Annotated in this window: 14 protein-coding genes; 7 read left to right on the forward strand and 7 right to left on the reverse strand. The window is 27.2% G+C overall.

The window, feature by feature from the left end:
- The 4 genes from V6137_RS18720 to V6137_RS18735 all read right to left on the reverse strand — a co-directional run.
- The coding region (locus tag V6137_RS18720; RefSeq protein WP_425449501.1) for a hypothetical protein at positions 1-1,069 on the reverse strand (1,069 nt) is incomplete at its 3' end.
- Positions 1,070-1,451: 382 nt separating this feature from the next.
- Positions 1,452-1,757, reverse strand: coding sequence for a hypothetical protein (locus tag V6137_RS18725; protein WP_425449502.1), 306 nt, complete (start codon positions 1,755-1,757; stop codon positions 1,452-1,454).
- 153 nt (positions 1,758-1,910) lie between these two features.
- A complete protein-coding gene (locus V6137_RS18730; RefSeq protein WP_425449503.1) occupies positions 1,911-2,099 on the reverse strand; it encodes a hypothetical protein in 189 nt (62 codons plus the stop codon).
- Between the two features lie 1,060 nt (positions 2,100-3,159).
- Complete coding sequence (locus V6137_RS18735; RefSeq protein ID WP_425449504.1) at positions 3,160-4,191, reverse strand: stalk domain-containing protein; 1,032 nt, start codon at positions 4,189-4,191, stop codon at positions 3,160-3,162.
- Between the two features lie 245 nt (positions 4,192-4,436).
- Here V6137_RS18735 and V6137_RS18740 point away from each other — a divergent pair, with 245 nt between their 5' ends.
- Together V6137_RS18740 and V6137_RS18745 are read left to right on the forward strand one after the other, a co-directional pair.
- A complete protein-coding gene (locus V6137_RS18740; RefSeq protein WP_425449505.1) occupies positions 4,437-5,684 on the forward strand; it encodes an RNA-guided endonuclease InsQ/TnpB family protein in 1,248 nt (415 codons plus the stop codon).
- Positions 5,685-6,257: 573 nt separating this feature from the next.
- A complete protein-coding gene (locus V6137_RS18745; RefSeq protein WP_425449506.1) occupies positions 6,258-6,506 on the forward strand; it encodes a hypothetical protein in 249 nt (82 codons plus the stop codon).
- A 55-nt stretch (positions 6,507-6,561) separates the two neighbouring features.
- Here V6137_RS18745 and V6137_RS18750 read toward each other — a convergent pair whose 3' ends face one another.
- On the reverse strand, positions 6,562-7,542 hold the full coding sequence (locus V6137_RS18750) for a hypothetical protein (RefSeq protein ID WP_425449507.1): 981 nt from the start codon (positions 7,540-7,542) through the stop codon (positions 6,562-6,564).
- A gap of 371 nt (positions 7,543-7,913) precedes the next feature.
- Here V6137_RS18750 and V6137_RS18755 point away from each other — a divergent pair, with 371 nt between their 5' ends.
- The 5 genes from V6137_RS18755 (at position 7,914) to V6137_RS18775 (ending at position 12,286) form a co-directional block, all read left to right on the forward strand.
- The gene (locus tag V6137_RS18755) at positions 7,914-8,444 is read left to right on the forward strand and encodes a hypothetical protein (RefSeq protein WP_425449508.1); all 531 of its coding nucleotides are present in this window, start codon (positions 7,914-7,916) and stop codon (positions 8,442-8,444) included.
- Positions 8,445-8,730: 286 nt separating this feature from the next.
- Positions 8,731-9,966 carry a site-specific DNA-methyltransferase gene (locus tag V6137_RS18760; RefSeq protein WP_425449509.1) on the forward strand — a complete coding sequence of 412 codons (1,236 nt, stop codon included), beginning with the start codon at positions 8,731-8,733 and terminating at the stop codon, positions 9,964-9,966.
- Between the two features lie 62 nt (positions 9,967-10,028).
- Positions 10,029-10,640, forward strand: coding sequence for a hypothetical protein (locus tag V6137_RS18765; RefSeq protein ID WP_425449510.1), 612 nt, complete (start codon positions 10,029-10,031; stop codon positions 10,638-10,640).
- 123 nt (positions 10,641-10,763) lie between these two features.
- A complete protein-coding gene (locus tag V6137_RS18770) occupies positions 10,764-11,282 on the forward strand; it encodes a hypothetical protein (protein WP_425449511.1) in 519 nt (172 codons plus the stop codon).
- A gap of 35 nt (positions 11,283-11,317) precedes the next feature.
- The gene (locus V6137_RS18775; RefSeq protein ID WP_425449512.1) at positions 11,318-12,286 is read left to right on the forward strand and encodes a DUF3560 domain-containing protein; all 969 of its coding nucleotides are present in this window, start codon (positions 11,318-11,320) and stop codon (positions 12,284-12,286) included.
- A 49-nt stretch (positions 12,287-12,335) separates the two neighbouring features.
- On the opposite strand, the gene V6137_RS18780 is transcribed toward V6137_RS18775, so the two are convergent.
- Both V6137_RS18780 and V6137_RS18785 read right to left on the reverse strand, forming a co-directional pair.
- A complete protein-coding gene (locus V6137_RS18780) occupies positions 12,336-12,767 on the reverse strand; it encodes a hypothetical protein (protein WP_425449513.1) in 432 nt (143 codons plus the stop codon).
- Positions 12,768-12,833: 66 nt separating this feature from the next.
- Positions 12,834-14,194 (reverse strand): hypothetical protein (locus V6137_RS18785; protein WP_425449514.1); only part of this gene is annotated, 1,361 nt, incomplete at its 5' end.

Genomic DNA, 14,194 nt, shown 5'->3' on the forward strand with positions numbered 1-14,194 from the left:
TCTTCGTACTCATAGCTCCACTAGAAATTTTCTTTTGATATATATTTACTAAATACCTTCTTGAAGCAAAGAATACAACATTGTTATCTTTGTCTAATTGCTTAACAGTTTTAATGTTATCTATTCCCAATTTCAGTAAAAATTTAAGTTCTTCCATATGTGGCTTTAGGTAATTAAATAGAATGGGATATCTATTTTGTAAAGTTCTTTTTTCTATCTTGTCTAATAACTTTCTATACCTCTTCTTTTCTTTATCTAATTGCTTTAATTTCTTATTATATTCCTTTTTTCTTCTATTGTATTCTTCTACTTCATCAACCTTTAGCTTCTTCATTTTTATAAAGTTAAATATATCTATGTTATATGAATCCAATAGATCCCAAATATTAAATATAATACCTTCTTGCTTCTTGGGATTAAAGCTCATAATTTTGTAGAAGTCATCAAATTTGTTAATTACACTTTTATACCCTTCTATGAGTGGGCAGTCCCCTGTAATATAAGTTATATTAAAATAATCTCTAAAATTAACTTCTCCCGAAATATAGTCATATACTTGTTTTATAGTTTCAAATTCATTTTCTTCTAAAGATATATCTTCTATAAATGCTTTAATATCTTTCTTCTTTAATCTCATCTTTCTTTTAAGGCTCTTTTTCTCCTTGTATGTTAAGTTAATATAGAATTTCCAATTTACTTTATTATCTACTTTAGCTATTGCCATTTCCATTATTTCGTAATGTTTTTTATCTGGATACTTTTGCTTGTATTGTTTTATTAATTTTTCTTTTCTCTCTTTTCTAAGCTTTTTCTTATAACCCTCTTTCTTCCTCTTTAAGTTTTCCTCTTTCTCTTTTTCTGCATCTTCTTCTATAGCTCGATCCTTTAATGTTCTCATCATTCCTTTATCTATTTCTTTATACACAAATGCTTTAATAAAATCTTCTATTGTATCAAATCCATATTTTTTATACTCATAAAAGAATTTATAGTCTTTAGTGAATTTTTGTTCTCTTATTTCTGTATTTATAATTATCCATTTGTCAATTGATTTAATCACTTTAATCATTAAAATAACCTCCTTTTAATTTTTTAAGGGAGGTCTGTTTTATTAAACCGTTTTATTGAATATTTACCATACTAACTGTATATCATTATAGTATAACAAAACAATTTAATAAGCAGACACATTCCCATGAGAACTTGTTCCTCCCTAGTTAAAGGACAAGTTCTTTTCTCTTTGTATATAATAGATTTCCATACCTATAAAAATAACTATATGCCTGACATTTTTATAGGTATATACGTTTTATATATATGCTTATATATTCTTTTAGCAGTAGCATTATGGACTGGAACGATATATAATTCAAGTCTTTATCTGACTTATGACATAACAAAAGCCCTTTACTTTTTAATAAAGTAAGGGGCTTTATATATTTAAAAGACTATTAACTTTCTATATCTAATTTATTTATATTATTGTAATTAATGGAAAGTAAAAAATTTAATGATTTTAGTTCATTTTTATAATCTAATCCCAAGGCTTCTTTCAAGGAAATATTGTAGTTTATGATGATTTCCTGTAATCTAAGAAAATTCTCATCCAGCCCAAATCTATTTAGATAGTCATCTCTAATAGTTTTAATCTCTGTAATCCTATTTCTTATAAAATCCGTATCTCTTTTATATCTAGAAATAAATGATAATTCCAGTATCTCTTTTTCGTATTTATCGAAATTTATATTTTTAGTCATTTTTTTTATTTTCCCTCCTTATTTTAATGTTTATACATTATATAAATAAAGAAGGTTATTATAACTTTTACTTGCTCTTAAGGGGTTTTAGGCATAAAAAAAGTCCCTAACCTAGCTTATATAATCAAACTTTTCCTAGAAAAGTTTAAAAGCTTATAGGAACAGCAACTTAACTTTCTGTCGATATTCTGCTGATGTCATTTTTAATTTACTGTTTAATTCATCTTTTTTATCATCAAAAAAACTATTATCTCCTGCAAAAACATCTAAAGTAAAACCAACAAAGAAAACAGTAAAAGTTAATAAAATTAAAAATAAATATCTAGTTTTTTGTTTTGTCATTACTTTTCCTCCTTTCATTTTTAATAATATAATATTTTTTACTTAGTTTAAATACTTAATTAGCTTAACACTTAATGAATCATTACTACTATTATATCTTTTTTTATTAAAAAAATAATTTATTTAAAATCAAAATAGTTTTATACTTATTTTAAGCATATCAATAATTAACATCAAAAAAGCCCTTTAAGGGCTTTTTAAAATTATGTTTATTTATTGCCAAAACATGACAATATATATTATAATTATAAGTGCAAAGATCTTCCAAAGAAAGTAAAGAAGACTATGTGCACCCATAGTCTTCTGTCCAAAGTTATTGAAACTTTGTAAATTTTCCGATAGCTGTAAGGCTATCTGAAAGGGGGTTTTGTGTGTTCCAGAAATTTGTGGAACTAACATTTTTGTTGTTTGTTAGCGTGATAATTTTTGTATTACCTTTCATTAGGACAAAAGGTAGACTTCTAAAATTATAAAAAGTCTTCAATAGGTCAGTGTCTTTAGCACTGACCTATTTGTTTTGTTCATTAATATTATAGAAAGATGGAAAACAATTACAACTAAAAAATGTTTTACAAAAAAATGATAATTATTTCTTGTTGAAAAATAATTTTTAGTATACACTAGAACTAGCAAAAGCCCCCAAGGTATCAGGCAAAGTTATAGTCTTTTGCAAATGCTTGTATAGCTAATACCGTTAACTATACGAAAGGAGGCAATGCTTAGTGCTAATATTGTTAGTGCTAGCAGTTGTTCTTTCGGTTGTATCTACTTACAAGGTAGTACAATTTTTTTTGGAGAATTTCTGCAAAAAACATAATATAACTTGGAATTTTTGAGGTTATATTATTAAAAAACAACCATCCATCTGCATTGGATGGTTTGTTTTTTTATATTAATATTATAGTTAATTGAAAAATAATTACAAGTGAAAAGTGTTTTGCTATAAAGAGTTTTGATGTTTACATCATGAAAAATTTAAAAAGGGGTATCAATATTAAATTGAGCTATATCTTTTTAAGGCAAATTAAAAGATGTAGCTTTAAAGCTACATCTTTTGAAATTAATTTGAATTTTCTATAACTATATCAATCCCATAACTGTCAGGATTTAGAAATTTTATAACTGTATTTCCATATTTTAAAGGTTTTGAATAATCTACCTCATTAGATGAATTTTTTGCTAAATTGTCAATAGTTTTCCAAATCGCTTTAGCATCCTCTCTACTCTTTGAATAATAAGATAAAGTTTCTGCTGTCATATTCATAATATAATTAACTCTTTGAAATACTCCATCTTCCTCTTTATCAGGACTCCAATTTCTTATTGATATAACAGGCTTATTATCATCTGTTCTTTTAACCCAAAATGCTGAGTTTCCAGCCATTCCAGTTGAAGAAGCAGAATAAGTAAGATATCCACCTTCATTCAGTTTATATCCTGAATTATCCAAAAGTTCATTTAAAGTTTCAAGGTCATCCTCATATGAAGAACCAGAAGGTCTTGTTCCTATTTGTGGAGTTTCCATAAATCCAACACCTACAGAGTTTAATCCGTCTTTAGGATAAACTGGAACATCTTTATATTTTGAAATATCAATAACAGTTCCATCAAAGTTTTCATCGACTACCACTTCTGTACCTCTATTAATAGAGATATTGTGATAACCTCTTGAAAACTCATAACCTACCTCATATCCAAATCCTTCAGAGATAAATCTTAATGGTAAATATGTTCTACCATCTCTTAAAATTGCTTTTGTATCCATTTTAGTAGGTCCTTGTGGTGTAGTAAGAATATTGCTACCAATTACTAATGATAAACTTTCATCAAGAGTAACTGTTTGAGTAGCTCCATCCCATTCTACCTTTTTACCTAAGCCTTCTGTTACGGCTCTAACAGGGACCATTGTTCTTGCATCTGAGTTAATAAAAGGTGAACCCATATTTTCAGGAATATATAATTCCCTCCCATCAATATAAATTTTAATATTACCCTCTATTTCATCATCAGCAAAAACACTTATTTGTGTTAAACTCATCATCACCATCATTACACACATCATCATTACAATTAAAGTTTTAGTTCTTTTCATTTTAAATTCCTCCTCACACATTTTATTAAGTCCTAACTACTCTTCTTAAGAGTAGTTAGCATACCCGTATTCTTTAAATAACTTTTTTTAATGTTTAGTCCTTACTAGAATATTCTAACATTTTATTTTTATCTTAGCAATAAATCCAATTATTTTAGTTAGACAAGTATAAAGCAGATAAAAATTATATATAAAGTCATAACTGCATTATCATGTTGTATAAGAAAAATGAAAGGAGATTGATAATGCTATATGCTACAAGAAGAATTAATTTAAGACACTTAGAAAAAGAAGAAAAAGTCCTTTTGAAAAAACTATGTGTGCTGTCAAAAAAAATATATAATCAAGCACTAGATAACATCGAAAACCATTTTAAAGATACTGGACAGTTTTTATTTTGGAAAGACAATTATAAACTAATTAAATCATTTTGGGCTTATAAAGAACTTGGTAGTAGATATCAAGCAATTTTAAAAGAAGCCGAAAGTAATTACAAAACCTTTATGACAACTATAAAAAATGGGAAACAATACAACCTATATAAAGATTGGCAGAAAGCTAATCCACCCAAGAAGAAGAAACATTATTTTCCATTAATATCTGAAAATTTTTCCCAAAATAATGGAATGGTTAAAATCCCCATGAGTATAAAGTATCGAAAGAGTTATAAAGATATATGGATAGCCCTTCCTCATGATCTTAAAGAAACTAAGATTAAAAAGATAGTTGTACGTCCTAAGTTTTATACAATGGAAGAATTTGAACTTTTGGTAATTTATAAAGTAGATGAAATTAGCTTAAACTTAGATAAGAACAATGCTTTAGCCATTGATTTAGGTGTATCTAATTTTGCCACTTGTGCTGACACTAATGGAAAATGCTTCATTATTGATGGTAAAAAAATAAAATCCATTAATCAAGGCTTTAATAAAACAGTTGCTAAAATTAACAGAATGAAAAAAAAGCAAGGTAATAAGGGATATACTAAAGGTTATAGAAAATTAATAAACAAAAGAACAAATCAAGTCCAAGACTATTTAAATAAATCTGTTGCTTTTATAGTTAATTATTGTATAAAAAATGAAATTGCCAATATTGCTATTGGTTATAATCAAGCATTCCAAGAATTATCTAATATTGGACATAGAAACAATCAAATCTTTACTCAAATGCCCTATTCTAAATTTCTTAAAAAGTTAAAGTTTAAATGCAAGAAAAATAATATTAATCTAACTATTGTTGATGAAAGTTATACAAGTAAAGCAAGTTTTTTAGATAATGACTTTCTTCCAGAAAAACGTTCTAATAAAAAATATACCTTCTCTGGCAAAAGAGTTAAACGTGGATTATATATAGCAAGTGATGGAAGGCTTATAAATGCAGATGTTAATGGAGCATTTAATATACTTCGCAAACGTAAGCTGGTTTCTCCTGCAATAATTAGGAGAATACAGTCTAGTGGTGTTGCTCAGCCAACTAGAATAAGGCAATAAGCAGACTTCTAGCAAAATGATGCATGACTTTATGAACGTGCCACTTGAGTCCTATTTAATGGGACTCTTTTTTATGTTTATCCTCTTGACATATCTAGAAAAATTTATCATAATGCTAGCAAAGCAAATAGAGAAAAGGAGTTTAAATTTATGGGATATCAAGAAAGTTGATATGGTTTTACTTTTATTTTTCTGTTAAAACAATTTGAACCTGACTTCTATAAAAATGTAAGTCATCATATAAAAAATAATTAAATTAATTTTTAATTTCAGTTATTTTTGGACAAGAATTACATAGTATATATTAAGTATGCAACAAAATTAATGATGAAAAAAGGATGCTGTTTAGCGAATTCAAACTGGTTAGGATAATATATATAAGAAAATTAAATAGGTTATAAATCTTAACTGGAATGAATTTGTCTTAGACAAGCACTTTTACTCATCTGGAGTAGAAGACTTGTTATAGTTTAGGGAAAGGATTTTACAAGCAAGCAAAGAACAGTAAGACGAATATTCCTTATACTTTATAAATTAAAAATACTAAAAAAATTATAAGGAGGAATGTGTATTATGAGTAGTTATTGGAGAAAAAAAACTGTAACACCTGATGATACAATTAGTTATTTAAATGCTCGTGAAGCATTAGAAGATTTGGGATATAAATATATAGGATATGAGGAAGTTTATGTTCCAACTAATGAAGATTGGGATGTATATGAATGTTTTGAAATTTATGAAAAAGATAACAAGCAATATGTTTTTGCAGGAATGGATAATTTCAACACAACTATATATCAAATCTATTTAAGACAGATATAAAGTATCATTTTTTAAAAGGAGCTTTGATTAAATTCAAAGCTCTTTTTGTATGCTATTATTTCTTTTTTCTAGAATATTTTCTCTTTAGCTTATATCCTTGTTTCTCTAATAATGCTTGGGTATAATCCTGCCCAACCCCTAATCTAAAACACTTTTCTAATATCACATCTTTTTTTAATAAGCTATTTTTTATAGTAAAGCCATTAACATTTAACAAAGCTTCAGCACAATTGAGGTCTAATCCAAAATAAAATGCTAGATTAATAAAAAGATTTTTCTGATGGTCTAGTTTATCATCTTTAAAATATGAGTTTTTTAAAGTATTTGGATTAATCATGTAATGCCTAAGTTCCTTTTCCACTTCTGATTTTGTATAGTGTTTATCATAACCAAAATCTAAGGAAGCTTCAGCAACATAGTCTACTTTTTCCGATTTAGATATATCTCTTATATCTTCCTCTATTTGCTTTAATAATTTAAAAGGGTCTTTTACTTTTATCTTTTTATATTTCTTTATTTGTATATTCTTTGGTTCAATTAAATAGTATTTCCTGCCGTAGATTAAATCTTCTATATACTTTTGAATGATTTGGCGTTCTATATCACTACCTTTAAGTGTAAGAAATAGATTATAGTATTCATCCAACTCTATTAATTTATATTTCTTATATTGATCTAGTAATTGATTAAATAGATTTCCACTCTCTTCATCCTTTTCTTGTGTCAACATATTGTTCATTATATTACTAATATTTATCTTTTCTTTTCCTATCTTAAGGATTAATCTAGTCTTCGGCTTGCTTAAAGAGATAATAGCTTTATTATACTCTTCTTCAATTTTATCTCTAATATGATTGTTATAATATTCTTTCCAAGCATTAGTAAAATAGTCTACATTCCATAGGTATCTATTGTATTTTTCTTTATCTTCCCTATCTTCATCTGCAATCTTAACAGCATTTCTACACTTTTGAATCCAGTTAGCTATTTTATAAACATCGTATTTTCTTATATCTATATTAAACAATTCATCCATTTCAATTCCTCCGAAATAATAGTTTAACAAATTTTGTAGAGTTATTATTGTTCTAATAATAACATCTTCAATGCTATTTGTCTATATTTTATCCAATATATTGGATAAATCGAACTAGCGATAATTTTAATTTCTGCTATATTGATTATACAAGGCGATAAACGTTCTTTGAAAACTGAATATTAATAAATGTTCCCCCTAAATACTTTTCCAGTTATAAACTCATAATTTCGGTAAGATAAGTATTAATTTCACTACTTTTATAAATACAGTAGGAGAAATAACTCCTACTTCCCTTTGTTATTGGAATAAAGAAGTAAAATTTTAAGTTTTATCTATAAATAACACTAAAAAATGAGAGGAGAATGTAAATGGAAACATTAGTATTAAATGAAATACATCCAAATTTTAAAAAACATATGAGAGGAATAGAAGCCACGACTACAAATTTTAGCACTGGTTTTGAGATAATATCTTATTTACCTAATATAACTAAAAAAGAAATAAATAATTATAGAAATGGAAACATTGAATTCAGAAAATTAGAGAGTATAGAAGGTTATATTCTATATTTAGTTAAGATTGGAAAAATAAAAAGCGAAATACTTTTTAACCCTTGTTTATATAAAGACGATAGGGTTGTAAGCTACATAAACAATAAAGGTAATTTAGCATATATACAAGCTATTGACTCAAATAATGGAAGATTGAAAGTTCTTAGAGCTATAGGTTTAACTGATAAAATCGCAAGACATCTTCACAAAGATTGGAAGGTAATGCTACAAAGAAATATTCAGCAAAAAGATTTAGTAAATTGGTATCAAAATCTTATAAAACGTTATTCAACTAAACAGTTATGGAATTTTGCAATACAAGTTGGAAAGTTTAAATCAAATAAATAAAAAAACAAAATTCCATTAAACAATTATAACTATTTTAAAACTGTAAGTAAAAGAATTCCAAAGTTCAAAATTCATAATGTAGCTACTACAAACCCGTGTCTTTAGATATGGGTTTAGGTAGCAAAGTTAACTGGAAATTCTTTTGGAGAGTTTTCAAATACTCTACCTTAGTCGTGCGTTTTTGATTTTTAAGAAGACTGCCTTAATAATTTTTATAGATTTATGTTGTAAATTCAATTATCAAAAAACAACTATAAAACTGAAAGGATTGATATAAATGAAACTAATGACAAGTAAAACTATTGAACCAATTGAAAGAGAACTAAAAGTAAAAACACCTATTCTTACTACTAAGAAGGAAATTATTAAAGATAGCTCTCTAAATAACAATCTTTTAATTGAGGGAGATAATCTACATACCCTTAATATTCTAAAATCAGAAGGCGAAAAAATAGACTTAATCTATATAGATCCTCCATATAATACTGGACGCTGTAATTTTGTTTATTCCGATAGCTGGAAGAACCATAGTTCTTGGCTTGAATTTATGAAAAAAAGATTGGTGTTGGCTAAAGATTTACTGAGTGATGATGGAGTAATTTTTATAAGTATTGATGACCGAGAGTATGCCTATTTAAAAATACTCTGCGACAATATCTTTGGAGAAAAAAAATATATAGACACAATCTTCTGGAAAAAGTGTTCCCATAAAAACCAATCTAAATATCTTTCTTCTAATGTAGAGCAAATATTAGTCTATGGTAATATTAAAAAGTTTAATAAACGTGATAGCAATCTAGACAATTATAAATACAAGGATGAGAATGGATATTACAGATTAGAAGCACTTAGAAAAAGTTCCTATGGGTATAAAAAATCACAGGATTATCCCCTCACTCTTCCAGATGGCTCAATTAGCTATCCTGATAATGAAATTGAGTTTATGAAAAGACAGAAAAAAAGTGCTGGTAAAAATGATCCATGCTGGGCTATCAGTTTTCGAACTTATCTAAAAGAACTTAAAAAAGGTAAAATTATTTTTAAGAAAAATAACAAATGTCATTATGGAGCATATAGAAAAATTTATGCTAAGAAAAATAATGTTCCTTACTCTAATATATTTGCGGAAGCTACAAATCAGAAATCTACTAAAGAATTAAAAGCTATGTTTGGTAAAAAGGTGTTTAATTATCCCAAACCCACTGACTTAATTAAATTTCTTATTAACCTCCATCCAAAGAAAGAAGGATTATCTATACTAGACTTCTTTGCTGGTAGTGGAACTACAGGGCATGCCACTTTAAGGCTTAATAAAGAAGATAATGGTAATAGAAAATTTATTCTCTGTACTAATAATGAAAATAATATTTGTGAAGATGTGACTTATAAAAGAATTCATAAGGTTATAAATGGATATAAAAATCAAACTAATGGAAAATTTGTAGAAGGTATTCCTGCTAATCTACTCTACTACAAAGCTAAATTTGAAGAAGACCTAGAACTCACAAAATCCGTTGCTTAATTTATAAAAAACTAAATATATTTCGGAATATTCTGCTATTAAAATACAAGGAGATGATTTGAATGATTATAAAAACAAATGAAATTGATATAAAACTAACTGATATGAATATAAATAATGCTTATTACTTTAAGAAAGAAAAATTAAGCATTGAGATTAATAACAACTTTTTAATTATAACAGACATTACAAATGCTCTGGGCTGGGGTAAAACCTGCCTAAAAGTTGCATTAAAATTCAAAATCGGTATAACTGAAAATACTCTTAAAAATATTCAAGAAATTTTAGATAAGTATAAATTAGGATTTAATGATTTGTTAGAAGAAGCTGTTTTAAACCTAATAAAAATTGAACTAAAGGCTTTACATGACCTTAAATGTGAATTTATAAGTGAGATGAGAAAGGGTGTATGGACTTATTCTCCATTTGTAAAAATTGATAAGAAAAAGGCTTACATACCTCCAAAGCGATTTGGTCGATATCAATTAATTAAAATGCTATTATCTGGGAAAATCAAAACAAGTGATGAAGTAATAAAATCTATTGTGGAAACACCTTCTAAGAAGCAAAAGACTAAACTTTACGATGATACAGTTATTACTTTTAAAGCTAAAGATATTTTTGTTGAATTCCTTATAGAAATTGAAAAACCAGAAGTTAAAAAAGTAGCATAGAGAATTACAAACTTAAAATATAAAGAATTAGAAAATTACAGAACTGGCCAGTTCTTTTAAATAAATACACTCATTCAATCGCAAGGATGCGATAAATAGAATAATTTAAGGAGAGATAGAATTATGAATAATAAAAACAATTTTTTAGAAAGTCCATTGTTTGTGAAAATCAAGGAAACTATAAAAATTACTGCTGACAAAGAATTTTTTCTGTTAATTACTAATCATTTTATATCCAATAGCTATTTAAGTGTTAGCTCAAATCTTTTAGATTACTTTAATATCTTACTTAAAGAAAATATTGTTGATAAAGGTGATATATCTGATATTTATTTAAATGAATTGAATAAACTAAAAGATTTACATGATGATAATACTCCTGATCCTACTGTTACAAAAATAGATGATATTGATTTTGTTTTAAAAGGTAGTCTTTTATTTGAAAAGATTGTAGATATTATGGTAAAAACACATGACATAGAATTCTTTAATTTAATTACTAATTACCTTTTAGATACTGGCACTCTGAATGAGACTACAAATTTATGTTTCTATTTTGGTGAGCTAGGAATACGAAAGCTAATTACTCATGAAGATGTAGGAAAATGGTATTTACAATCAATTCACATTGATGCTAATTAATTAGATAATATAAAAATTAGAAAAGGAGAGATTTTATGAATAATACATATTGGAAATTAAACAATGATAAAGGTGGTATAGAAATTTATTTTGATGATAAACCTGAACAATCTATACTTGATAAATTAAAGCTTAATAGATTTAGATGGTCTAGGCGAAATAAGTGTTGGTATGCTAAAGAAACACCTGATAGAAAAGAGTTAGCAATAGAATTAACCTCTGATGAAAAGGCTTTAGAAATAATCAATTCTAGTTATAAAGATGTAGTAAAACAAGATTTTGAAAGAGCTGAGGCAAGAATTAAATATTATGAGGACAAAGCTAAATACCTTGAAGAACAATCTAAAGAAGAACATAAAAAAGGTGCTGAAATAAGATCCCATATTCCCTTTGGACAACCTATATTGGTAGGTCATCATTCAGAAAAAGGTCATAGGAGAGCAATAAAAAGACTAGAAAACTCTTATGACAAGGCTAATGAATTAAGTAAAAAAGCTGAATATTATAGAGAAAAAGCTGAAGCTACTAGACGGTATATATCAGAAAAAAAAGACCCTAAAGTTGTAGAGAGAAGAATAGAAAGATTTCTAAAAGACAAATCTTTCTATATCAAAACACGTGATAATATTGTTAACTCAAAAAAAGATATATCCGTTGAAAAATACAATGATATCATTTCAAATTTAGATGAAAAAATTAACTATTGGAAAAATTATCTTAATGAAATAGGATACATCACTATTTTAGATATTGATGAACAAACTAAAATTACTCTTAAATTTAAAAGATCCAAAATTTCAGATAGCTGTGGAAAAACCTATGCATATAAAACTGAACATAATAATAAAACATATACAGTATGTGAAAACTATGCCAATTGCTGGTCTGTATACTTAGGAGATTTAGATACAGTAAAAATAACTACTCCATGCTTAAATAAGTTTAAAACCCTTAAAAAAGTTAAACTTTGGCTTCAATTGTATGTTAATAGTTTAAATTCTTAGTACCAAGCATAAAACAAGGCAATTTCTTTTGCCTTGTTTTATATTATCTCTATGAACCTATAAAATTAACTGAAATCTGAAAAATAGTTTGAACATATAAAATTATTGTATATACCACTATACTCAATATCATCCCTGTAAATCCAGACCACTTCATCTTGTGGCTACCTATGCCACCTATTAAAGTAATATAAGCATTTATTAGAAAAACAATTATACAAATAGGTTGTGCTAATACTTGTAAAGCCCATATAGCTTCACCTTGTTTCCTTGTAATATAAGAAGTTGCTTTGTCCAATGCTTTTTCATCTGCTGGATCTTTAATTGAATAACTGCTTTCTCTATTTATTTTATCCAAAGTTTCTATTCCAGTTTCTAAATAGTCATTATCTTTTTTTCCTTCTTCTTCTTCCGAAAAAACTGTTATTCCAGTCATACAAATCATTATTATAATTACCGTTATAAAAATACTTTTTTTCATAAAACACCTCACCTCCAATTCATTTCATAAACTCAAATTTCTATAATATAGATAAAGGAAAAGACCTTAATTAGCCTTTTCCTTGGTATTATTATCTTCTTTGTTTATTTGTGGTTTTAAGGTTTGTATCGGTTTAAATGTATAGACAGGGTTTAACTTGTTATCTATTCTATCCTCATACAGAGCTGATTCTCCAAAGTGATCTCCTTCTTTTACCTTCTTAATATTTAGTTTCTTTAAACCTTGTTTGTTATAACCTATACTCGTTATTTGTCCCTTCTGGTTTGTTAAGATATTGTCTATACCATTTTTCTTTAGAAGTAAGTTTCTATCAGTTTGAGGGTTGTTCCAATTTTTCTCAAATTCATGAATGTTTTCTTTGTCAGATTTGGATAACAAATTCCTGTTCTTTATTAAAAGCGTTCCTCCACCTTTGTGAGAAACATAGTCAAGTCCACGGTCTTGTAAATATTGCTTTGATCTTATAGGTTGCTTAGTATTTCCAGTCATTTTATAACCTAATGTACCATCTTTTTTATTATAATTTTTACTCCCAAATCCTTCTACTCTACCCATAAAATCATTTTTACTATTTTCTATCATAGAGCGGAAGTCTGTTGCCCCATCGCTTACATCTCCACTAAGTGCTAATCCCCCTGCCACTTTGGAAGTCGCCAAAGCTCCATCGAATGCCTTTTGTGATACTTTTCCTGCTACTCCCATTGCTTTACCTAATTTTGATTTTGTACCATTTTGTAGTTTATTTGAATTTTGCTTAGTTTTATCATCTTTAAAAGAACTTGATTTTCCTTGTTTCTTGTGATTACTTGAGCTTGAAAATGCTTCTGCTGATTTACTTGCTATCGCACTGGTTTGTTTGGCTAACAGCTTTCCTTGTGAAATAGCAAAATTTCCACTTATCCCAAATATTGTTGTCCTAAAAAATTCTGTTAGTGGCACTAGAGAACAAGCTATTACTAATTCTTCTATTCCCCTACTAGCTCCTTGAACATTTAATATAAAAGCAAATGAGAATGCATGAAAGGCTTGTAGGAATACATTAGCAACTAACTCTTTACTCCAATTATCAAGCAATCCTTTCCCTTTAACAGTAAAAGCCATACTAACTACAAAGACTGGTCCTATTGCTACTAATATAGCTATCATTATACTTCTCATAATATATACAAAATTAAGATATAAATTAGCTATAAAATAAAATAATTCTACAACAAGTCCTGCTATTGTACCACTATGATTAGCTACTCTTCCTCCATCTGACCAATCTACTTGTGTGGCAAATATATCTACAATAGAATTATTTATTGTTGTCATTAATTGAGTTAATGGAATTATAGAAACTAATAAAAAACCTACTAAGAACAATTTTTGAAGTGTCTCCATAATACTAATCCTCAAGGAAGGAT

It is taken from the genome of Dethiothermospora halolimnae (assembly GCF_037577855.1).
Classification (GTDB): Bacteria; Bacillota; Clostridia; order Tissierellales; family VENL01; genus Dethiothermospora; species Dethiothermospora halolimnae.